The 20691-nt window shown below is 55.6% G+C and carries 20 protein-coding genes and 5 pseudogenes; 14 read left to right on the top strand and 11 right to left on the bottom strand.

Annotation, left to right across the window (positions count from 1 at the left end; translation table 11 throughout):
- The first annotated feature begins 43 nt into the window (after positions 1 to 43).
- The 4 genes and pseudogenes from F0Q04_RS02880 to F0Q04_RS02865 form a co-directional block, all read left to right on the top strand.
- Positions 44 to 406 carry an HPF/RaiA family ribosome-associated protein gene (locus tag F0Q04_RS02880; protein WP_021027174.1) on the top strand — a complete coding sequence of 121 codons (363 nt, stop codon included), beginning with the start codon at positions 44 to 46 and terminating at the stop codon, positions 404 to 406.
- Positions 407 to 465: 59 nt separating this feature from the next.
- A protein-coding gene (locus F0Q04_RS02875; protein ID WP_182345530.1) for an IS5 family transposase occupies positions 466 to 1274 on the top strand; the annotation gives its coding sequence in 2 pieces (ribosomal slippage) (positions 466 to 793 and positions 793 to 1274; 810 coding nt in all).
- 528 nt (positions 1275 to 1802) lie between these two features.
- The gene (locus F0Q04_RS02870) at positions 1803 to 2825 is read left to right on the top strand and encodes a hypothetical protein (protein WP_182344338.1); all 1023 of its coding nucleotides are present in this window, start codon (positions 1803 to 1805) and stop codon (positions 2823 to 2825) included.
- A 1344-nt stretch (positions 2826 to 4169) separates the two neighbouring features.
- Positions 4170 to 5051 (top strand): annotated as a pseudogene (locus F0Q04_RS02865) (IS1182 family transposase); the annotation flags it as partial.
- Between the two features lie 75 nt (positions 5052 to 5126).
- On the opposite strand, the gene F0Q04_RS02860 reads toward F0Q04_RS02865, so the two are convergent.
- The 9 genes and pseudogenes from F0Q04_RS02860 to F0Q04_RS02815 all read right to left on the bottom strand — a co-directional run bounded on the left by F0Q04_RS02860 (position 5127) and on the right by F0Q04_RS02815 (position 11002).
- Positions 5127 to 5462: a TraR/DksA family transcriptional regulator gene (locus F0Q04_RS02860; RefSeq protein ID WP_011518936.1), complete on the bottom strand. Its 336-nt coding sequence runs from the start codon at positions 5460 to 5462 to the stop codon at positions 5127 to 5129.
- A 16-nt stretch (positions 5463 to 5478) separates the two neighbouring features.
- Positions 5479 to 5865: a universal stress protein gene (locus tag F0Q04_RS02855; RefSeq protein WP_232539488.1), complete on the bottom strand. Its 387-nt coding sequence runs from the start codon at positions 5863 to 5865 to the stop codon at positions 5479 to 5481.
- Between the two features lie 120 nt (positions 5866 to 5985).
- Positions 5986 to 6750: an IS6-like element IS6100 family transposase gene (locus F0Q04_RS02850; RefSeq protein ID WP_001389365.1), complete on the bottom strand. Its 765-nt coding sequence runs from the start codon at positions 6748 to 6750 to the stop codon at positions 5986 to 5988.
- A gap of 506 nt (positions 6751 to 7256) precedes the next feature.
- Positions 7257 to 7757: a GNAT family N-acetyltransferase gene (locus F0Q04_RS02840; RefSeq protein WP_000376623.1), complete on the bottom strand. Its 501-nt coding sequence runs from the start codon at positions 7755 to 7757 to the stop codon at positions 7257 to 7259.
- 127 nt (positions 7758 to 7884) lie between these two features.
- Positions 7885 to 8724, bottom strand: coding sequence for a sulfonamide-resistant dihydropteroate synthase Sul1 (sul1, locus tag F0Q04_RS02835; protein WP_000259032.1), 840 nt, complete (start codon positions 8722 to 8724; stop codon positions 7885 to 7887).
- Positions 8718 to 9065 carry a quaternary ammonium compound efflux SMR transporter QacE delta 1 gene (locus tag F0Q04_RS02830; RefSeq protein WP_000679427.1) on the bottom strand — a complete coding sequence of 116 codons (348 nt, stop codon included), beginning with the start codon at positions 9063 to 9065 and terminating at the stop codon, positions 8718 to 8720. Before F0Q04_RS02830 ends, sul1 begins: the two co-directional genes overlap by 7 nt.
- A gap of 116 nt (positions 9066 to 9181) precedes the next feature.
- Positions 9182 to 10020 (bottom strand): annotated as a pseudogene (gene aadA1 / locus F0Q04_RS02825) (ANT(3'')-Ia family aminoglycoside nucleotidyltransferase AadA1).
- 92 nt (positions 10021 to 10112) lie between these two features.
- On the bottom strand, positions 10113 to 10586 hold the full coding sequence (gene dfrA1 / locus F0Q04_RS02820; RefSeq protein WP_000777554.1) for a trimethoprim-resistant dihydrofolate reductase DfrA1: 474 nt from the start codon (positions 10584 to 10586) through the stop codon (positions 10113 to 10115).
- Between the two features lie 23 nt (positions 10587 to 10609).
- On the bottom strand, positions 10610 to 11002 hold the full coding sequence (locus F0Q04_RS02815) for a hypothetical protein (protein WP_182344336.1): 393 nt from the start codon (positions 11000 to 11002) through the stop codon (positions 10610 to 10612).
- A 295-nt stretch (positions 11003 to 11297) separates the two neighbouring features.
- Between F0Q04_RS02815 and intI1 the strand changes: the two genes are divergently transcribed.
- From intI1 to F0Q04_RS02790, 5 genes are all read left to right on the top strand, one after another.
- On the top strand, positions 11298 to 12311 hold the full coding sequence (intI1, locus tag F0Q04_RS02810; protein ID WP_000845048.1) for a class 1 integron integrase IntI1: 1014 nt from the start codon (positions 11298 to 11300) through the stop codon (positions 12309 to 12311).
- 417 nt (positions 12312 to 12728) lie between these two features.
- The gene (locus F0Q04_RS02805) at positions 12729 to 12980 is read left to right on the top strand and encodes an antitoxin ParD (RefSeq protein ID WP_011205807.1); all 252 of its coding nucleotides are present in this window, start codon (positions 12729 to 12731) and stop codon (positions 12978 to 12980) included.
- Complete coding sequence (locus F0Q04_RS02800) at positions 12977 to 13288, top strand: type II toxin-antitoxin system RelE/ParE family toxin (RefSeq protein ID WP_011205808.1); 312 nt, start codon at positions 12977 to 12979, stop codon at positions 13286 to 13288. The genes F0Q04_RS02805 and F0Q04_RS02800 overlap by 4 nt, the downstream gene beginning before the upstream one ends.
- Before the next feature lie 77 nt (positions 13289 to 13365).
- Positions 13366 to 14175, top strand: a complete 810-nt coding sequence (locus tag F0Q04_RS02795; protein WP_011205809.1) for a hypothetical protein — start codon at positions 13366 to 13368, stop codon at positions 14173 to 14175.
- A 10-nt stretch (positions 14176 to 14185) separates the two neighbouring features.
- Positions 14186 to 15001: an aminoglycoside O-phosphotransferase APH(3')-Ib gene (locus F0Q04_RS02790; RefSeq protein ID WP_011205810.1), complete on the top strand. Its 816-nt coding sequence runs from the start codon at positions 14186 to 14188 to the stop codon at positions 14999 to 15001.
- A gap of 83 nt (positions 15002 to 15084) precedes the next feature.
- Here the strand turns inward: F0Q04_RS02790 and F0Q04_RS24295 are convergent, their stop codons facing one another.
- On the bottom strand, positions 15085 to 15261 hold the full coding sequence (locus F0Q04_RS24295) for a DUF5440 family protein (protein ID WP_182344334.1): 177 nt from the start codon (positions 15259 to 15261) through the stop codon (positions 15085 to 15087).
- Between the two features lie 135 nt (positions 15262 to 15396).
- On the opposite strand from F0Q04_RS24295, the pseudogene F0Q04_RS02775 reads away from it, so the two are divergent.
- From F0Q04_RS02775 to F0Q04_RS02755, 5 genes and pseudogenes are all read left to right on the top strand, one after another.
- A pseudogene (locus tag F0Q04_RS02775) lies at positions 15397 to 16143 on the top strand (DNA-binding domain-containing protein); the annotation flags it as partial.
- Between the two features lie 103 nt (positions 16144 to 16246).
- Complete coding sequence (gene istA / locus F0Q04_RS02770) at positions 16247 to 17773, top strand: IS21 family transposase (protein ID WP_182343975.1); 1527 nt, start codon at positions 16247 to 16249, stop codon at positions 17771 to 17773.
- Positions 17763 to 18566, top strand: a complete 804-nt coding sequence (gene istB, locus F0Q04_RS02765; RefSeq protein ID WP_182343973.1) for an IS21-like element helper ATPase IstB — start codon at positions 17763 to 17765, stop codon at positions 18564 to 18566. Before istA ends, istB begins: the two co-directional genes overlap by 11 nt.
- 73 nt (positions 18567 to 18639) lie before the next feature.
- A pseudogene (locus tag F0Q04_RS02760) lies at positions 18640 to 19584 on the top strand (Mu transposase C-terminal domain-containing protein); the annotation flags it as partial.
- Between the two features lie 2 nt (positions 19585 to 19586).
- Positions 19587 to 20039 (top strand): annotated as a pseudogene (locus F0Q04_RS02755) (TniB family NTP-binding protein); the annotation flags it as partial.
- Positions 20040 to 20144: 105 nt separating this feature from the next.
- Here F0Q04_RS02755 and F0Q04_RS02750 read toward each other — a convergent pair.
- The gene (locus F0Q04_RS02750) at positions 20145 to 20645 is read right to left on the bottom strand and encodes a GNAT family N-acetyltransferase (RefSeq protein WP_000376623.1); all 501 of its coding nucleotides are present in this window, start codon (positions 20643 to 20645) and stop codon (positions 20145 to 20147) included.
- Positions 20646 to 20691 lie beyond the last annotated feature (46 nt).

Here is a 20691-nt window from a genome sequence, read left to right as displayed (position 1 = left end):
TAGCTGGGCTGCCGCCCAGCATGTTCGAGAAAGGAGCACATCCATGCAAGTTCAAGTGCACGCTGGTGACAATGTTCAAGGCGGAGAATCCCTCTCCCAATGGGCACAAACCGAGGTACAAAACAAGCTTTCGCGCTTCCGCGAATATGTGACCCGGGTGGAGGTTTACCTCACCGATGTGGACGCCCTGAAAAACGGCGGCAAAGGCAAGCGCTGTGTGATGGAAACACGGGCTACCGGGCGCCAACCCCTGGCTGTCAACGCCGAGGCCGAAAAGGTCGCCGAAGCCTTCAACGCAGCGCTGGAAAAACTGCACCGTGCTTTGGACACCGACATCGCCAAGATGCGCGACAAGAGCAACCGCGAAACCATTCGTACCGGCACCGATGAGGATGTCGAAGCCTAAGAGCCGCTAACACCACCTCGTCTTGAGCCCTGCACGAAGCATTTATGCTTCGTGCCTTCATGGCAAGACAACCTGTTAGTAAAGAGTTGTGGCAACAGCTACAACCTCTGATTCCCCAATTCACCCCTTCTTCCAAGGGCGGTGCGCGCAAATTGGGCGTGAGCAACGAAGCTGCTCTCAATGGCATCCTGTACGTGCTTCAAACCGGCATCCCTTGGGAAGATTTACCTCAAGCTTTGGGCTACGGCAGTGGTATGACATGCTGGCGACGCTTGCGTGACTGGAGTGCAGCAGGCATTTGGGAACAACTACACCATGCAATGCTGGTGCGCCTTCGTGAGCATGACCAAATTGATTGGAGCCGAGCCAGCATTGATGGCTCATCGGTGCCAAGCCCCCGGGGGGTCAGGAAACGGGTCCCAATCCCACTGACAGAGGCAAATTAGGCTCCAAACGTCACATCATTGTGGATGCTCGTGGCATTCCATTGGTGGTGCTTGTCAGTGGAGCCAACAGGCACGATTCGATGCTGTTTGAGCCATGTGTAGATGCCATTCCTGCAATCAAAGGACTGCAAGGCCGCCCTCGCAGGCGGCCCTACAAACTTCATGCGGATAAAGGGTACGACTACCCACGCTGCAGGCGGCATCTCAAAAAGCGTGGAATCGTCAGTCGCATTGCCAGGCGAGGCATTGAAAGCAGTGAACGATTAGGCAAGCACCGCTGGGTCGTGGAGCGAACTCATGGCTGGTTTGCTGGCTTTGGAAAACTGCGCATCCGATTCGAGCGGCGCTTGGATATACACATGGCTTTACTAAAGCTGGCTGCTGCAATCATCTGTGCACGCTTCGTGGATAGGTGGTGTTAGCCGCTCTAAGAGCATGCGCAATAGAAGCGCCCGTGTATCGTCTTCACCCCTCTCTGGTTCGTCCGATACCCAGTTGCAGGAGTCTAGATCAAACCATTGAGATGTAGCAGATGGCACCTCAACCTTCAAAATGCCACAGTCACCTTGGAGCTTAGCTGTGCTTCGGTCGCTGATGGCTTGAGCCAGCGCATTGCGCTTTTCGTCATCACCGTGGTTAATGAACACAGTGCAAGCAGCATCGCTTGCAGAGTTCGCTGATGATTATCTTTAAAGTGCCGTAGCCGGCCAGAAGCCGACACTACGATGTGATGTCCTGCACCTTCGTGCGCGAACATTTCCTGCGCAGTTATATTGAATAGATTTACCGCCACGACTAGAATCACCTCAAGCTGTATTGAGAAACAACGTCGTTTCGCGGGGGATTAGCCTTAGACAAACAGAAATCATCAATCGTTCTAAATTCTTGGAATGTAAATCTGCAATTTACAAATAAAAAACAAAATTTGTATAAGTTTAATTGAGGGAAATATGAGGAATAAAATTTTTGTCCAAGCGCCGCGTTATGAAATAGGGTACGCCTCCTATCATTTTGAGTCTGAAAACAGCGCTTTTATAAACTGGGAAAAATTAAGTAATCACGGTTTGCCTAAAAGAAAAAAATTCATCAACACTAGTTTCGATGAGAAAAATAGAATTTTTACTGGATCTATTGATTGGTCTGAAGAAGGTGGGCTCAATGGTGAAAATATATGGCTATATTTGATAGTTTTTAATGAGGAATACACAAAAATTATTAGAGGATTTGTTGTTAATGACCAAGGCGGCCAGCCTTTCAGCTTTTCCTCCGACCTTAAATATATCGAGTTAAATACATATATAAATAATCAAGCAGGTGAAGATGAAGATGAAGATGAAGATGAAGATGCAAGGTCTTTAGTATTTATTAACAAAGATGGCATCTATGAATATATACAAAAAATAAATACTATAGATAATGTTGGCAACTTTGTTAGCAGTTTGTTTGGTGGATCTAATGGTCACCACACAGAAACAGTCAAGAACTTTCAAAGTTATGTATGTAAAACGCTGAAAAATTTCCGAAATGAAGTCATAGAAAAGCAACAAATACCAGAGCTATCTAATGACGTCGCCACTCTTGAACTTTGTGCAGCAGCGATTCAATATTGCCGAGAGGAAATGATGAATCGCGGAGTAAATCGTCAAATTGTTGAAAGAATAGTTAATGAATCAATTAGAGTTCTTTTCAACAAAGATGTATCAGCGATAAAATTAATATCACAACTAGCTGAAAAATACGAGTTAGATGATGACGAAAGTGCTGAAGAATTGATCATGAATATGATCGTTAGATTGTACGGATCAAATATAAAAGGTCGAGTCCGTAATGAATACATAAAGGAACTAAGCTTAACGGAAACAGAAATAAAAAACTTTATTGGCAAAATAACTCCTGGGTTTGACGTCTTTTTGAAAAAAATGAGCAGAGAGTCTGAATACTTTGTGGATCAAGTATTAAACACTCGATGGTAATCCAATAATATCAATTAATTTCAATTCCGAGTATTATCGATAAATATTCGGAATTGACTATTATTTAATAAATTAAATCGCGATCAAAAGCCCAAACGGCCACAACCAGAGGCTGTAATCGTCCGTGACCAAGAAGGAAACCACAGTGGCCAGGACAAAAAGCGCCCGCATCAGGTCAAAGACTGCCCCAAGGTAGTGGCCAAAACGGGCACAAAAAGCCACTAAAAAGTAGCTTTTTCACTCTTGATAAACAAGTTATATCGAAGGGTAGATGCCCGCTTTGGGTCGATTGCTGGCCGACACGAAGGACCGCTGATGGATACCTTTGGTTTGTACAGGCCCGATCATGTCTGCCATCTGGCGACAGACCGCTCATGCAAACCGAAGCAGTCGTTCGGAGGTGCATGTCAGTTGTCCGCTTCTGGCCGAGAGTGCCATTTCGGCCAAGCCCCCGAAAGCAGCCGCTGACTGGTTTGCTACTGCAAGTGATAGACAGCTTTGGGGAATCATGGCGATCGCGTGCTTCCGGCCAGAAGCAGCCTTTCATCAAACAATGGACGTTGACTCCTGACAACAAGCAGCAATCTCGAAATTTTTAGGTTTGCATAAAAAATTTGCTTGCGATTGCTCACTCTAAATAATCCGAATACATTCATTGTTATTAGAACGACGGATCATTTGGCTGTCGTGTAAATCTAGTTAGCAATTTTTAAGGCTTGGAGGTATGGGTACACATTGAAGTCAGCATCGTGATCTCGTTTGGGTTGGAAATCTTCGCTTCTGTCTTTGTCTTTGGCTTTGTTATGGAGGTATTTATGAAAAACTCAATCGCTTTCTTTACTTCGGTATTTGCATGTGTATGGTGCGGAATTGCGTTCCTGCGGAGCTCTGGTGAGAAAAAATTCCAACCCGAACGAGAGATTAGTGCTGTATGAATATGTGTGCTTACCAAGAGAGAACGCAGGGGGTTCAATTCCCCCTCTCCGCACCATTTTTCGCTCATGTAAAGTGCGCTAACCCGGCGGTCAAGCGGACTGGCCTGTGGCCAGCCGCTTACCTCAGTCGTTAGTGGGTATCTGCTTTGGGTCGGGAGCACCACTAGCCCCCGCGTGATAGCAGACCGTCAGTACCAACTTGACTACTCTGTATCCGCTGACTGCTACTCACCCCAAAGCTGCCGTTGTGGATTCGCAGCCGCGATCCTCGGAACGACTGGTAACTGGGTGAAACCGGAATTTAGAGTTAGAGGCATGACCGACAGCAATCGCTGGAGGCTGTGTGAAAACGCTTGGATTGGTGAACTTCAAAAATTAAAATTCACCATGCGTTTAAGCGAGGTGATGCATGAAGAGATTCATTGAAGGCCAGACCCGAGAGCAAGTCACGCTGCTGCCTGAGTGCTTGGACGACTTTATTGCCGAGGACAACACGGTTCGAATCGTTGATGCCTTCATCAACGAGTTGGATTTGGCGGCTCTGGAGTTTCAGGGTTTGCTGCCTGCATCAACCGGTAGACCTTCGTATCACCCGTCGATACTTCTAAAGTTGTATCTTTATGGCTACCTCAACCGTATTCAGTCCAGCCGTAGGTTGGAGCGGGAATGCCAGAGGAATGTGGAGTTGATGTGGTTGCTTGGCCGCCTTGCACCAGACTTCAAGACCATCGCAGACTTCCGTCGCAACAACGGCAAAGGCATCCGCAATGTCTGCCGCCGCTTTGTTCTGCTGTGCAGGGAGCTCAAATTATTTACCGAGTCCGTGGTTGCCATCGACGGTAGCAAATTCAAGGCGGTGAACAACCGTGAGCGCAATTACACGCCCGGAAAAATTGAACGTCGTGAGCGGGAGTTGGAAGAGAGCATCCAGCGCTACCTCGATGCTTTGGAGACGGCAGACCGAACTCAGCCTGAGGAGATGCAGGCCAAAACTGAACGTCTGCATGGCAAGATTCAAAAGATGCGTCAACGCCTGCAAAGTTTGCAGATGATCAAGGCAGAGTTAGAGGCTGTACCGGATCGGCAGATCTCCCGGACAGATCCAGATGCACGAGCCATGACAACCTACAGCGCCAAAGGCACGGCCATGGTGGGTTACAACGTACAAACAGCGGTAGACACCAAGAACCACCTCATTGTTGCCCATGAGGTCACGAACAACGGTAGCGATCGTGCACAACTTAGCCACATAGCTTTGGCAGCCCGTAAAGCAATGGGGAAAAGGAAGTTGGGGTCGCCTCAGAAAACGGAAAATAAAGCACGTTAAGGCAAAACGGCTCCGCCGTTGGGCATCAATACGGCTTTGTCATTGACGCGCTGTCGCGCATTCCTGGCAGAACACAACAGCAGGATCGGCGTTCAACAGTTCCGGCTCCAAATCACTGTGACAGGCGCAGCACAGCCCATAGGTGCCAGAGTCGAGGCGGGCCAGCGCAGCTTCGACCTTGCGCTTGCGAATGGTCAGCCGCTCCCGCAATCCTTGGGCGAGAGCCTGCTGTTGGAGGGCGTCGATACGCGACACCCTACCGACACAGGATTGATCCAGCTCGACCGGCGCGGCGGACTGTTGAGCCTGCTGGATTGCCTCAACGGTTTCCCTTTGCTCGATCAGCAGTCGAGCGCGGAACTGTTCCATGTCCATTGAGGCGACTCCTTCGCTATCGCAGTAGAAGCGTGGGGACGGTCGAGGAACGCAGCAGGTCAGCGGTCTTGCTGCCGAACATCAAAGTGCGCAGCGGCGAGTGACCGAATGCGCCCATGATGAGCATGTCGATGGACTGCTCCTTGACCGTCTTGGCGATGATGTTTTCCGCATCGCCGGGGATCAGCGAGGCGGTCACATTGAAGCCAGAGGCCTCCAAGGTGGTCTTGGCCCAATCAAGCTGCTTGGGTGCGTCCTGGCTTTCCTTTCCCGACATCAGCAGGGTGATTGGCAAGCCACGGAACAGCGGGCTGCCTGCGACCATTTCGACGCCACGCCGGGTCACGGTACTACCGTCGAAGGCGATCATCACGCGCTGCGGCTCTTTGAAGCCTTCGGTCACGGTCAGGATCGGTTTGTGCAGGGACCGCACTACCTGTTCCACATTGCGGCCCAAGTCGCGCTGTGTGGCTCTGTTGCAAAGATTGGCGGCAGTCAGAGGTAGGCTGTCGCTCTGCGCCGATCAGGCGGCTGCTGCGAAATGGTGGTTGAGCATGCCCATGGCCTCCGTCAGCGCCGAGGGCCCAATGCCAAAAGCTCTCTCCACAAGGCGCACCTCGCCCCTGATGCCGGGCTGCAGGCACCAGGGGCGAGCCTGTCCTTTGCGCAGGGCTCGCATGACTTCGAATCCCTTGATCGTGGCATAGGCCGTGGGGATCGATTTGAAACCGCGCACCGGCTTGATCAGTATCTTGAGCTTTCCGTGATCGGCCTCGATCACGTTATTGAGATACTTCACCTGCCGGTGGGCCGTCTCCCGGTCCAGCTTTCCTTCGCGCTTCAATTCGGTGATCGCTGCACCATAGCTCGGCGCTTTGTCGGTATTGAGCGTGGCAGGCTTTTCCCAGTGCTTCAGGCCTCGCAGGGCCTTGCCCAGGAACCGCTTCGCTGCCTTGGCGCTGCGGGTCGGCGACAGGTAGAAATCGATCGTGTCGCCCCGCTTGTCGACTGCCCGGTACAGGTAGGTCCACTTGCCCCGCACCTTGACGTAGGTTTCATCCAGGCGCCAGCTCGGATCAAAGCCACGCCGCCAGAACCAGCGCAGCCGCTTCTCCATCTCCGGGGCGTAGCACTGGACCCAGCGATAGATCGTCGTATGGTCGACCGAAATGCCGCGTTCCGCCAGCATTTCCTCAAGGTCGCGATAGCTGATCGGATAGCGACAATACCAGCGCACCGCCCACAGGATCACATCACCCTGGAAATGGCGCCACTTGAAATCCGTCATCGTTCCGTCCGTCCAATCTCCGCCAAGCATGCTCAAGCTTCACGATTTTTGCAACAGAGCCCACACGAGTATTGAGCATAGTCGAGATTGGTGCAGATCACTTCTGATATTGAACTGTCAGGAGCTGGCTGCACAACAGCCATTACGCCCAATCAACTGGTGCAGTCGTCTTCTGAAAATGACATTTGGTATCTCTCATAAACGGATGTTTTTGAGAGAACTATCTTCGGCCTTCACACGCACGAAAGGCGGCGAAGCTCCGCCGTTAATCCGTCCGCCGGAGATCTCGCCCAGGCAGGCTGAAGGCCGAGCAAGCCTGACAGGCCCGAAAAGCCCGGCACGGGCGTCGGCGGCGATGACGGCGGCGGCATTATCCAGGGTTGATGATGGAAGTGGAGGATATCGACAACCTCTCGCGCAACCAAGACATCGCGGTCGGACTGCAAGTGATCTTGAAGCCACGGGCCCGTCCCACCCCGACATGGACCTCGATGCCCGAACGGACGTTAGATTTCGAGTTCTAGGCGTTCTGCGATGAAGGTTGGATCCCAGCCGGGATTGAAAGTGTCGACGTGGGTGAATCCGAGCCGCTCGTATAGGCCACGCAGGTTCGGGTGGCAGTCGAGCCGCAGCTTGGCGCACCCCTGCGTTCGCGCGGCATGGCGGCAAGCCTCGATCAGCGCGGAGCTGACACCCCGGCCCGCATGTGTCCGTCGCACCGCGAGCTTGTGCAGATATGCGGCCTCCCCCTTGAGGGCGTCGGGCCAGAACTCGGGATCCTCGGCCGACAAGGTGCAACAGCCGACGATGCCGTCGCTGCAACTCGCGACTAGGAGCTCGGATCTCAGGACGAAGGTCTCCGCGAATGTCCGGTCGATCCGCGCGACGTCCCAGGCGGGCGTTCCCTTGGCGGACATCCACGCCGCAGCGTCGTGCATCAGCCGCACAACCTCGTCGATATCACCCGAGCAGGCGACCCGAACGTTCGGAGGCTCCTCGCTGTCCATTCGCTCCCCTGGCGCGGTATGAACCGCCGCCTCATAGTGCAGTTTGATCCTGACGAGCCCAGCATGTCTGCGCCCACCTTCGCGGAACCTGACCAGGGTCCGCTAGCGGGCGGCCGGAAGGTGAATGCTAGGCATGATCTAACCCTCGGTCTCTGGCGTCGCGACTGCGAAATTTCGCGAGGGTTTCCGAGATGGTGATTGCGCTTCGCAGATCTCCAGGCGCGTGGGTGCGGACGTAGTCAGCGCCATTGCCGATCGCGTGAAGTTCCGCCGCAAGGCTCGCTGGACCCAGATCCTTTACAGGAAGGCCAACGGTGGCGCCCAAGAAGGATTTCCGCGACACCGAGACCAATAGCGGAAGCCCCAACGCCGACTTCAGCTTTTGAAGGTTCGACAGCACGTGCAGCGATGTTTCCGGTGCGGGGCTCAAGAAAAATCCCATCCCCGGATCGAGGATGAGCCGGTCGGCAGCGACCCCGCTCCGTCGCAAGGCGGAAACCCGCGCCTCGAAGAACCGCACAATCTCGTCGAGCGCGTCTTCGGGTCGAAGGTGACCGGTGCGGGTGGCGATGCCATCCCGCTGCGCTGAGTGCATAACCACCAGCCTGCAGTCCGCCTCAGCAATATCGGGATAGAGCGCAGGGTCAGGAAATCCTTGGATATCGTTCAGGTAGCCCACGCCGCGCTTGAGCGCATAGCGCTGGGTTTCCGGTTGGAAGCTGTCGATTGAAACACGGTGCATCTGATCGGACAGGGCGTCTAAGAGCGGCGCAATACGTCTGATCTCATCGGCCGGCGATACAGGCCTCGCGTCCGGATGGCTGGCGGCCGGTCCGACATCCACGACGTCTGATCCGACTCGCAGCATTTCGATCGCCGCGGTGACAGCGCCGGCGGGGTCTAGCCGCCGGCTCTCATCGAAGAAGGAGTCCTCGGTGAGATTCAGAATGCCGAACACCGTCACCATGGCGTCGGCCTCCGCAGCGACTTCCACGATGGGGATCGGGCGAGCAAAAAGGCAGCAATTATGAGCCCCATACCTACAAAGCCCCACGCATCAAGCTTTTGCCCATGAAGCAACCAGGCAATGGCTGTAATTATGACGACGCCGAGTCCCGACCAGACTGCATAAGCAACACCGACAGGGATGGATTTCAGAACCAGAGAAAGAAAATAAAATGCGATGCCATAACCGATTATGACAACGGCGGAAGGGGCAAGCTTAGTAAAGCCCTCGCTAGATTTTAATGCGGATGTTGCGATTACTTCGCCAACTATTGCGATAACAAGAAAAAGCCAGCCTTTCATGATATATCTCCCAATTTGTGTAGGGCTTATTATGCACGCTTAAAAATAATAAAAGCAGACTTGACCTGATAGTTTGGCTGTGAGCAATTATGTGCTTAGTGCATCTAACGCTTGAGTTAAGCCGCGCCGCGAAGCGGCGTCGGCTTGAACGAATTGTTAGACATTATTTGCCGACTACCTTGGTGATCTCGCCTTTCACGTAGTGAACAAATTCTTCCAACTGATCTGCGCGGGAGGCCAAGCGATCTTCTTCTTGTCCAAGATAAGCCTGTCTAGCTTCAAGTATGACGGGCTGATACTGGGCCGGCAGGCGCTCCATTGCCCAGTCGGCAGCGACATCCTTCGGCGCGATTTTGCCGGTTACTGCGCTGTACCAAATGCGGGACAACGTAAGCACTACATTTCGCTCATCGCCAGCCCAGTCGGGCGGCGAGTTCCATAGCGTTAAGGTTTCATTTAGCGCCTCAAATAGATCCTGTTCAGGAACCGGATCAAAGAGTTCCTCCGCCGCTGGACCTACCAAGGCAACGCTATGTTCTCTTGCTTTTGTCAGCAAGATAGCCAGATCAATGTCGATCGTGGCTGGCTCGAAGATACCTGCAAGAATGTCATTGCGCTGCCATTCTCCAAATTGCAGTTCGCGCTTAGCTGGATAACGCCACGGAATGATGTCGTCGTGCACAACAATGGTGACTTCTACAGCGCGGAGAATCTCGCTCTCTCCAGGGGAAGCCGAAGTTTCCAAAAGGTCGTTGATCAAAGCTCGCCGCGTTGTTTCATCAAGCCTTACGGTCACCGTAACCAGCAAATCAATATCACTGTGTGGCTTCAGGCCGCCATCCACTGCGGAGCCGTACAAATGTACGGCCAGCAACGTCGGTTCGAGATGGCGCTCGATGACGCCAACTACCTCTGATAGTTGAGTCGATACTTCGGCGATCACCGCTTCCCTCATGATGTTTAACGCCTGGCACAGCGGATCGCAAACCTGGCGCGGCTTTTGGTACAAAAGGCGTGACAGGTTTGCGAATCCGTTGCTGCCACTTGTTAACCCTTTTGCCAGATTTGGTAACTATAATTTATGTTAGAGGCGAAGTCTTGGGTAAAAACTGGCCTAAAATTGCTGGGGATTTCAGGAAAGTAAACATCACCTTCCGGCTCGATGTCTATTGTAGATATATGTAGTGTATCTACTTGATCGATCAGGCTTTTGTATATCTCCCCACCACCTGAAACAATGACATGATCCGTTATTTTCTTTAGGTTGGTTAAAGCATCTTTAATTGATGGAAAGATCAATACGTTCTCATTGTCAGATGTAAAACTTGAACGTGTTACGACCGCATACTTTCGGTTGGGTAATGCTCCCATTGATTCAAAAGTCTTGCGTCCAACCAACAGCCATTGGTTATAGGTAATAGCTTTAAACAGGAGCTGTTCACCTTTGGCACTCCATGGAATATCAGGGCCATTCCCGATAACTCCATTCTTCGATATAGCTACCATTAGTGATAGTTTCACAATTCTTCCTCAGAGGTTAACGTTCAAGGTGAGGGGCGCGAGCCGCTTTGCGGCGAAGCGTCCCTCTCGACCGAAGTGTTAGCTGCGTATTTTTCGGTAGGCTCGACGAAATCACGAACGGTCACAAGTGTTCTTTTAACAAGAAAGGCTTTCGCGGAAAGATATAAGAACCGTAAGGCAAAGCCGGCGAACAGGACTGCTATAAGGAATGCGATTAGGTTTGCATTCGATGGGGTAGCAATGACATCGTAGGCTCTGACCGGAAACATGATGGCGAAATAGGCGCTCAATAAGGCGATGCCAAACAGTTTGCCGGGGCTGTCGCAAACCAGAGAGCCATCAGCGCAGTTGACCCAGCCCATGAAACTGTCGGAGCTCCAATCATTTGGTTTTTCAAGAAGTGCGATCACAGTCATACCTTGCTCGATTCTTGGACTTCCGGGAACCGTGACATCGAAATGTCGTGTCCGATTCGACTCGAACCCGAAATTGGTCTGGGTGAGGAGACCTGTGCCGCTCGGTGCGGCAGGAAACAAGCGATCAAATGTCGTCTTTTGGAGGACCATAGCGGCTAACTTTGTTTTAGGGCGACTGCCCTGCTGCGTAACATCGTTGCTGCTCCATAACATCAAACATCGACCCACGGCGTAACGCGCTTGCTGCTTGGATGCCCGAGGCATAGACTGTACAAAAAAACAGTCATAACAAGCCATGAAAACCGCCACTGCGCCGTTACCACCGCTGCGTTCGGTCAAGGTTCTGGACCAGTTGCGTGAGCGCATACGCTACTTGCATTACAGTTTACGAACCGAACAGGCTTATGTCCACTGGGTTCGTGCCTTCATCCGTTTCCACGGTGTGCGTCACCCGGCAACCTTGGGCAGCAGCGAAGTCGAGGCATTTCTGTCCTGGCTGGCGAACGAGCGCAAGGTTTCGGTCTCCACGCATCGTCAGGCATTGGCGGCCTTGCTGTTCTTCTACGGCAAGGTGCTGTGCACGGATCTGCCCTGGCTTCAGGAGATCGGAAGACCTCGGCCGTCGCGGCGCTTGCCGGTGGTGCTGACCCCGGATGAAGTGGTTCGCATCCTCGGTTTTCTGGAAGGCGAGCATCGTTTGTTCGCCCAGCTTCTGTATGGAACGGGCATGCGGATCAGTGAGGGTTTGCAACTGCGGGTCAAGGATCTGGATTTCGATCACGGCACGATCATCGTGCGGGAGGGCAAGGGCTCCAAGGATCGGGCCTTGATGTTACCCGAGAGCTTGGCACCCAGCCTGCGCGAGCAGCTGTCGCGTGCACGGGCATGGTGGCTGAAGGACCAGGCCGAGGGCCGCAGCGGCGTTGCGCTTCCCGACGCCCTTGAGCGGAAGTATCCGCGCGCCGGGCATTCCTGGCCGTGGTTCTGGGTTTTTGCGCAGCACACGCATTCGACCGATCCACGGAGCGGTGTCGTGCGTCGCCATCACATGTATGACCAGACCTTTCAGCGCGCCTTCAAACGTGCCGTAGAACAAGCAGGCATCACGAAGCCCGCCACACCGCACACCCTCCGCCACTCGTTCGCGACGGCCTTGCTCCGCAGCGGTTACGACATTCGAACCGTGCAGGATCTGCTCGGCCATTCCGACGTCTCTACGACGATGATTTACACGCATGTGCTGAAAGTTGGCGGTGCCGGAGTGCGCTCACCGCTTGATGCGCTGCCGCCCCTCACTAGTGAGAGGTAGGGCAGCGCAAGTCAATCCTGGCGGATTCACTACCCCTGCGCGAAGGCCATCGGTGCCGCATCGAACGGCCGGTTGCGGAAAGTCCTCCCTGCGTCCGCTGATGGCCGGCAGCAGCCCGTCGTTGCCTGATGGATCCAACCCCTCCGCTGCTATAGTGCAGTCGGCTTCTGACGTTCAGTGCAGCCGTCTTCTGAAAACGACAATCAGATAGTCAAACCAATCTGTACCTTCAAACACATCACCTCCGGTTAATTTGGGTATACCCATTTGGGCCTAGTCTAGCCGGCATGGCGCATTACAGCAATACGCAATTTAAATGCGCCTAGCGCATTTTCCCGACCTTAATGCGCCTCGCGCTGTAGCCTCACGCCCACATATGTGCTAATGTGGTTACGTGTATTTTATGGAGGTTATCCAATGAGCCGCCTGACAATCGACATGACGGACCAGCAGCACCAGAGCCTGAAAGCCCTGGCCGCCTTGCAGGGCAAGACCATTAAGCAATACGCCCTCGAACGTCTGTTCCCCGGTGACGCTGATGCCGATCAGGCATGGCAGGAACTGAAAACCATGCTGGGGAACCGCATCAACGATGGGCTTGCCGGCAAGGTGTCCACCAAGAGCGTCGGCGAAATTCTTGATGAAGAACTCAGCGGGGATCGCGCTTGACGGCCTACATCCTCACGGCTGAGGCCGAAGCCGATCTACGCGGCATCATCCGCTACACGCGCCGGGAGTGGGGCGCGGCGCAGGTGCGCCGCTATATCGCTAAGCTGGAACAGGGCATAGCCAGGCTTGCCGCCGGCGAAGGCCCGTTTAAGGACATGAGCGAACTCTTTCCCGCGCTGCGGATGGCCCGCTGCGAACACCACTACGTTTTTTGCCTGCCGCGTGCGGGCGAACCCGCGTTGGTCGTGGCGATCCTGCATGAGCGCATGGACCTCATGACGCGACTTGCCGACAGGCTCAAGGGCTGATTTCAGCCGCTAAAAATCGCGCCACTCACAACGTCCTGATGGCGTACTTACCCAAAGAACAGCTAGGAGAATCATTTATGCTCAGCACACTTCCACAAGCTCATGCAACTTTCTTGAACCGCATCCGCGATGCGGTCGCTTCCGATGTTCGCTTCCGCGCTCTTCTGATCGGCGGCTCTTACGTTCACGGAGGACTCGATGAGCACTCCGATTTGGATTTCGACATCGTTGTTGAGGACAACTGCTACGCAGATGTCTTGTCTACACGCAAGGATTTTGCCGAGGCACTGCCCGGCTTCCTCAACGCGTTCACCGGCGAACATGTAGGAGAACCGCGCCTTCTGATCTGCCTATATGGTCCGCCACTGCTACACATCGATTTGAAGTTTTCTCTTGCTTCCGATCTCGACCAGCAAATCGAGCGGCGGGCGGTTCTGTTTGCTCGTGATCCGGCAGAGATCGAGAAGCGCATTGAGGCGGCAGCGGTGGCATGGCCAAACCGTCCCTCCGAGTGGTTCGAAGCACGTGCCTGGATCTGGCTACACTATGCGGCCACCAAGCTCGCCCGTGGCGAGCTTTACGAAGCGATCGGCATGCTCGGTTTCTTCCGTGAGCAAGTGTTAGGACCTTTGCTCTACCGTCGCGCTGGAAAGGACCAGCGCGGAGTGAGGCGATTGGAAACCCTTCGACTGGATGAAGAGCGCAGACTAGCCACCACCATTGCGCTGCACGATGCGTTGTCTGTCAGGGATGCCATCAAAGCATCTGCCTCCATCTATCTCGACCTCCGAGCCGACGATCCGTCGTTGGAACCGACAACGCATATGCCAGGTCTTCTGTACGACTTAATAGAACGTGCGGTACCAGGCACGCCTAACCGTCAGTGAGATTGGATGAGTGAACGATATTGATCGAGAAGAGCCCTGCGCAGCCGCTGCCGTGCCCGAGAGCATGGCGGCTCACGTGATGGGATACAAATGGGCGCGTGATAAGGTTGGTCAGTCCGGCTGCGCGGTCTATCGGCTGCATAGCAAGTCAGGCGGCTCCGACTTGTTTCTGAAGCACGGCAAAGATGCTTTTGCCGACGACGTGACTGATGAAATGGTGAGATTGCGTTGGCTGGCGGGGCACATTTCTGTGCCCTCCGTTGTAAGCTTCGTTCGCACGCCCAATCAGGCATGGCTCCTGACAACAGCAATACATGGAAAAACGGCATATCAAGTGCTGAAATCGGATTTCGGAGCCCGTCTCGTTGTTGTTGACGCATTGGCGGCGTTCATGCGCCGACTGCATGCGATCCCAGTGAGCGAATGCTCCTTCAACAGTGACCACGCATGCAGGCTTGCCCGAGCGCGGGAGCGTATCGAGGCGGGGGTTGTTGATGTCGATGACTTCGATAAGGAGCGCGAAGGGTGGACGGCCGAACAGGTTTGGGAGGCGATGCATCGCCTCCTACCGCTCGCGCCGGACCCAGTCGTGACGCACGGCGATTTTTCACTCGATAATCTACTTATCGTCGAAGGTAAGGTAGTCGGCTGCATCGACGTTGGGCGGGCTGGTATTGCTGATCGATACCAAGACCTTGCCGTGTTATGGAACTGTCTTGAGGAGTTCGAACCTTCGCTTCAGGAGAGGCTTGTTGCGCAATATGGCATTGCCGATCCGGATAGGCGCAAGCTGCAATTTCATCTCCTGCTGGACGAACTTTTCTAAGGCGATGCCCCCTCGACCTCGATCAGGGAGGCGTTCAGGACGACTCACAAAGAAAGCCGGGCAATGCCCGGCTTTTTCTGCTGCTACCTCCGTAGTCGTAAGGTCGTTGCAGGTGCTCGGGTGCGGTACAACTCGCCGGTCGCCAGCTCAAGCGCGATCACGTCGTTGCCGTCGTAGTTGACGATGATGCTGTTGGGCCGACTGTCCTCACGCTTCGCAGGGAGAGGCCAGCCTTCAATCGAAGCCGGCGCAAGTGTCATTTTCAGAAGACGACTGCACCAGTTGATTGGGCGTAATGGCTGTTGTGCAGCCAGCTCCTGACAGTTCAATATCAGAAGTGATCTGCACCAATCTCGACTATGCTCAATACTCGTGTGCACCAAAGCGAGGTGAGCATGGCGACGGACACCCCACGGATTCCAGAACAAGGCGTGGCCACTCTGCCTGATGAGGCTTGGGAGCGTGCGCGCCGTCGTGCGGAGATCATCAGTCCGTTGGCGCAGTCGGAGACGGTCGGGCACGAAGCGGCCGATATGGCGGCTCAGGCGCTGGGCTTGTCTCGGCGCCAGGTATACGTTCTGATCCGGCGTGCCCGGCAAGGCAGCGGCCTCGTGACGGATCTGGTGCCCGGCCAGTCCGGTGGAGGTAAAGGTAAGGGGCGCTTGCCGGAACCGGTCGAGCGCGTCATCCACGAGCTACTGCAAAAGCGGTTCCTGACCAAGCAGAAGCGCAGCCTAGCGGCCTTTCACCGCGAAGTCACTCAGGTGTGCAAGGCTCAAAAACTGCGAGTGCCGGCGCGCAATACCGTGGCCTTACGGATCGCTAGCCTTGACCCGCGCAAGGTCATCCGCCGGCGGGAAGGCCAGGATGCCGCTCGTGACCTACAAGGTGTGGGCGGCGAGCCTCCTGCCGTGACCGCGCCGCTGGAGCAGGTGCAGATAGACCATACGGTCATCGACCTGATCGTGGTCGATGACCGCGACCGGCAACCTATTGGCCGCCCGTACCTGACCCTCGCCATCGACGTGTTCACCCGCTGCGTGCTCGGCATGGTCGTCACGCTGGAAGCGCCGTCTGCCGTTTCGGTTGGCCTGTGCCTCGTGCATGTCGCCTGCGACAAGCGCCCTTGGCTGGAAGTGTTGATTTCCACACAGAAGTGACCCACTAACCCCCAGGATTTCCATCTAATTCTGACCCACGCACTAACCCTAGCCTGCAGCTATGTTGAGCAGCAGGAGACCAGGAGTGATAGACGTGGCAATCCTAAGTGTCATCCGCCGCTGGGCATTGCGTGAGCAGTTGTCCATCCGCGAGATCTCTCGCCGAACCGGCCTGTCTCGCAATACCATCCGCAAGTACCTGCGATCAGACGTAGCTGAGCCCAGTTATGCCAAGCGGGTCAGCTCTTCCAAGCTTGATCCGTTCACGGCCAAGCTCTCTGCTTGGCTCAAGACTGAGGCGACACGCTCTCGCAAGCAGCGCCGCACGATCAAGCAAATGCATCTGGACCTGCAGTCTTTGGGCTATCAGGGCTCCTACAACCGCGTGGCTGCTTTTGCTCGCGTTTGGCATAAACAGCACGTTCTGGCGCAGCAAACTACAGGTAGAGGCACCTTCGTTCCCCTTGTCTTCGGGCCTGGTGAGGCCTTCCAGTTTGACTGGAGTGAGGACTGGGCTGTGCTTGGCGGCGTGCGCACAAAGCTGCAGGTGGCGCACTTTAAGCTCAGCCACAGCCGTGCGTTTTACGTGCGAGCCTATCCTCTGCAAACGCACGAGATGCTGTTCGATGCGCATAACCATGCCTTCGCTGTTCTGGGCGGAGTGCCTCGCAGGGGCATCTACGACAACATGCGCACCGCAGTGGATCGTGTCGGACGCGGTAAGGAGCGGGACGTTAACGCACGCTTTGCTGCAATGGTCAGCCACTTCCTGTTTGAGGCTGAGTTCTGCAATCCTGCTTCGGGCTGGGAGAAGGGCCAGGTGGAGAAGAACGTACGAGACGCCCGCCACCGCCTATGGCAGATTGTTCCACCTCTTGCGAATCTACCTGCACTCAACACGTGGCTTCAAGAGCGCTGCCTTGCGCTATGGCGAGAGATTGAGCACGGCAAACTACCAGGCAGCATTGCCGATGTTTGGGCCCAAGAGCAAACTTCATTGATGCCTGCTCCACGGCCATTCGATGGATTTGTGGAGCACACCAAGCGCGTCTCGCCCACCTGCCTGATTCACTTTGAACGCAACCGCTACAGCGTTCCTGCGCCGTATGCCAATCGGCCTGTGAGTCTGCGCGTCTATGCAGATCGTCTAGTAGTTGCTGCCGAAGGTCAGATAGTCTGTGAGCACCAGCGCATCATTGATCGCCGCCACGATGGCTCTGGCCAAACCATCTACGACTGGCACCACTATCTGGCTGTGCTGCAGCGCAAGCCAGGCGCATTGCGCAATGGAGCTCCGTTCGTAGAGCTACCCGCTGCTTTCAAGCGGCTGCAATCTATTTTGCTTAAGCACCCTGGCGGTGACCGAGAGATGGTGGAGATCCTAGCTTTGGTTCTACACCACGATGAACAAGCGGTGCTTGCCGCAGTGGAGCTGGCCTTGGAAGCGGGTGTGCCCAGCAAGCTCCATGTACTGAATGTGCTGCACCGGTTGCTCGATGGAACCACCGCTCCAGCGCCTGTCACATCTCCACAAGCACTTCAGTTGTCGGTAGAGCCCCAGGCCAACGTGCGCCGCTATGACCAACTCAGAGAGGTACGCCATGCGTCATGACCCAGCCATCGCCTCCATAGTGATCATGCTGCGCGAGCTCAAGATGCACGGCATGGCCCAGGCCGTCAGTGAGCTAGCCGAACAAGGCGCTCCTGCGTTTGAAGCCGCTCAACCTATCCTGTCCCAATTGCTTAAAGCAGAGACAGCAGAGAGAGTGGTACGCGCAGTAGCATATCAACTCAAAGCAGCCCGATTCCCTGCGTATCGGGATCTGGCTGGCTTTGAGTTTCGCCACAGCGAAGTAAATGAAGCGCTGGTGCGTCAGTTGCATCGATGCGAATTTCTGGAGGATGCCAACAATGTGGTTCTGGTCGGAGGACCAGGAACAGGCAAGACCCACATTGCCACAGCGCTCGGTGTTCAGGCCATTGAGCATCACCATCGGCGGGTACGCTTTTTCTCGACGGTCGAGCTGGTGAATGTGTTGGAGGAAGAGAAGGCTCAGGGCAAGGCTGGGCACCTTGCAACCAGGTTGTCGTATACAGACTTGGTCATCTTGGACGAGCTGGGCTATCTACCCTTTAGCGCATCTGGTGGGGCATTGCTGTTCCACCTATTGTCCAAACTCTACGAACGCACTAGCGTGGTGATCACCACCAACTTGAGTTTCAGTGAATGGGGCAGCGTATTCGGAGATGCAAAGATGACTACGGCTTTGCTGGACCGGCTCACGCATCACTGTCATATTCTGGAGACTGGCAATGATAGCTTTCGCTTCAAGAACAGCTCCGCACAGCAACCACCAACTACCGTGAAGAAGGAGAGGACCAGCAGAACTCTAGCCTCATCGTGAGCCAACAACTCACGAATCAGAGTGGGTCAAGATTGGATGGAAATGGTGGGTCAGGTTTGCATGGAAATCAACACTGGAAGGACTGAACGTGGAAATGGATTGGCAGATGAGCGGCAAGCCCTTGCTGCTCTACCTAGACAACGCGGCCGAGTTCAAGAGCGAGGCCCTGCGCCGGGGTTGCGAGCAGCATGGCATCCGGCTGGACTATCGCCCGCTGGGACAGCCGCACTATGGCGGCATCGTGGAACGGATCATCGGCACGGCGATGCAGATGATTCACGACGAACTGCCGGGAACGACCTTCTCCAACCCTGACCAGCGCGGCGACTACGATTCCGAAAACAAGGCCGCCCTGACGCTGCGCGAGCTAGAGCGCTGGCTCACATTGGCGGTCGGCACCTACCACGGTTCGGTGCACAACGGCCTGCTCCAACCGCCGGCCGCGCGCTGGGCCGAGGCCGTGGCGCGTGTCGGCGTACCGGCCGTCGTCACACGCGCTACTTCGTTCCTGGTCGATTTTCTGCCGATCCTCCGGCGCACGCTGACCCGCACCGGCTTTGTCATCGACCACATCCACTACTACGCCGATGCGCTCAAGCCGTGGATTGCGCGGCGTGAACGCTGGCCGTCCTTTCTGATCCGGCGCGATCCGCGCGACATCAGCCGTATCTGGGTCCTGGAACCGGAGGGACAGCATTACCTGGAAATTCCCTACCGTACCTTGTCGCATCCGGCTGTCACCCTCTGGGAACAACGGCAGGCGCTGGCGAAACTGCGGCAGCAAGGGCGCGAACAGGTGGATGAGTCGGCGCTGTTCCGCATGATCGGCCAGATGCGTGAGATTGTGACCAGCGCGCAGAAGGCCACACGCAAGGCGCGGCGTGACGCGGATCGCCGCCAGCACCTCAAGACATCAGCTCGGCCGGACAAGCCCGTTCCGCCGGATACGGATATTGCCGACCCGCAGGCAGACAACTTGCCACCCGCCAAACCGTTCGACCAGATTGAGGAGTGGTAGCCGTGGACGAATATCCCATCATCGACCTGTCCCACCTGCTGCCGGCGGCCCAGGGCTTGGCCCGTCTTCCGGCGGACGAGCGCATCCAGCGCCTTCGCGCCGACCGCTGGATCGGCTATCCGCGCGCAGTCGAGGCGCTGAACCGGCTGGAAGCCCTTTATGCGTGGCCAAACAAGCAACGCATGCCCAACCTGCTGCTGGTTGGCCCGACCAACAATGGCAAGTCGATGATCGTCGAGAAGTTCCGCCGCACCCACCCGGCCAGCTCCGACGCCGACCAGGAGCACATCCCGGTGTTGGTCGTGCAGATGCCGTCCGAGCCGTCCGTGATCCGCTTCTACGTCGCGCTGCTCGCCGCGATGGGCGCGCCGCTGCGCCCACGCCCACGGTTGCCGGAAATGGAGCAACTGGCTCTGGCACTGCTGCGCAAGGTCGGCGTGCGCATGCTGGTGATTGTCGACAACCTCTCGCGCAACCAAGACATCGCGGTCGGACTGCAAGTGATCTTGAAGCCACGGGCCCGTCCCACCCCGACATGGACCTCGATGCCCGAACGGACGTTAGATTTCGAGTTCTAGGCGTTCTGCGATGAAGGTTGGATCCCAGCCGGGATTGAAAGTGTCGACGTGGGTGAATCCGAGCCGCTCGTATAGGCCACGCAGGTTCGGGTGGCAGTCGAGCCGCAGCTTGGCGCACCCCTGCGTTCGCGCGGCATGGCGGCAAGCCTCGATCAGCGCGGAGCTGACACCCCGGCCCGCATGTGTCCGTCGCACCGCGAGCTTGTGCAGATATGCGGCCTCCCCCTTGAGGGCGTCGGGCCAGAACTCGGGATCCTCGGCCGACAAGGTGCAACAGCCGACGATGCCGTCGCTGCAACTCGCGACTAGGAGCTCGGATCTCAGGACGAAGGTCTCCGCGAATGTCCGGTCGATCCGCGCGACGTCCCAGGCGGGCGTTCCCTTGGCGGACATCCACGCCGCAGCGTCGTGCATCAGCCGCACAACCTCGTCGATATCACCCGAGCAGGCGACCCGAACGTTCGGAGGCTCCTCGCTGTCCATTCGCTCCCCTGGCGCGGTATGAACCGCCGCCTCATAGTGCAGTTTG

The sequence above is a fragment of the Comamonas koreensis genome (assembly GCF_014076495.1).
Taxonomy (GTDB): domain Bacteria; phylum Pseudomonadota; class Gammaproteobacteria; order Burkholderiales; family Burkholderiaceae_C; genus Comamonas; species Comamonas squillarum.
The sequence above is the reverse complement of the archived record's forward strand: the minus strand, read 5'-3'. Positions and strand labels throughout refer to the sequence as shown.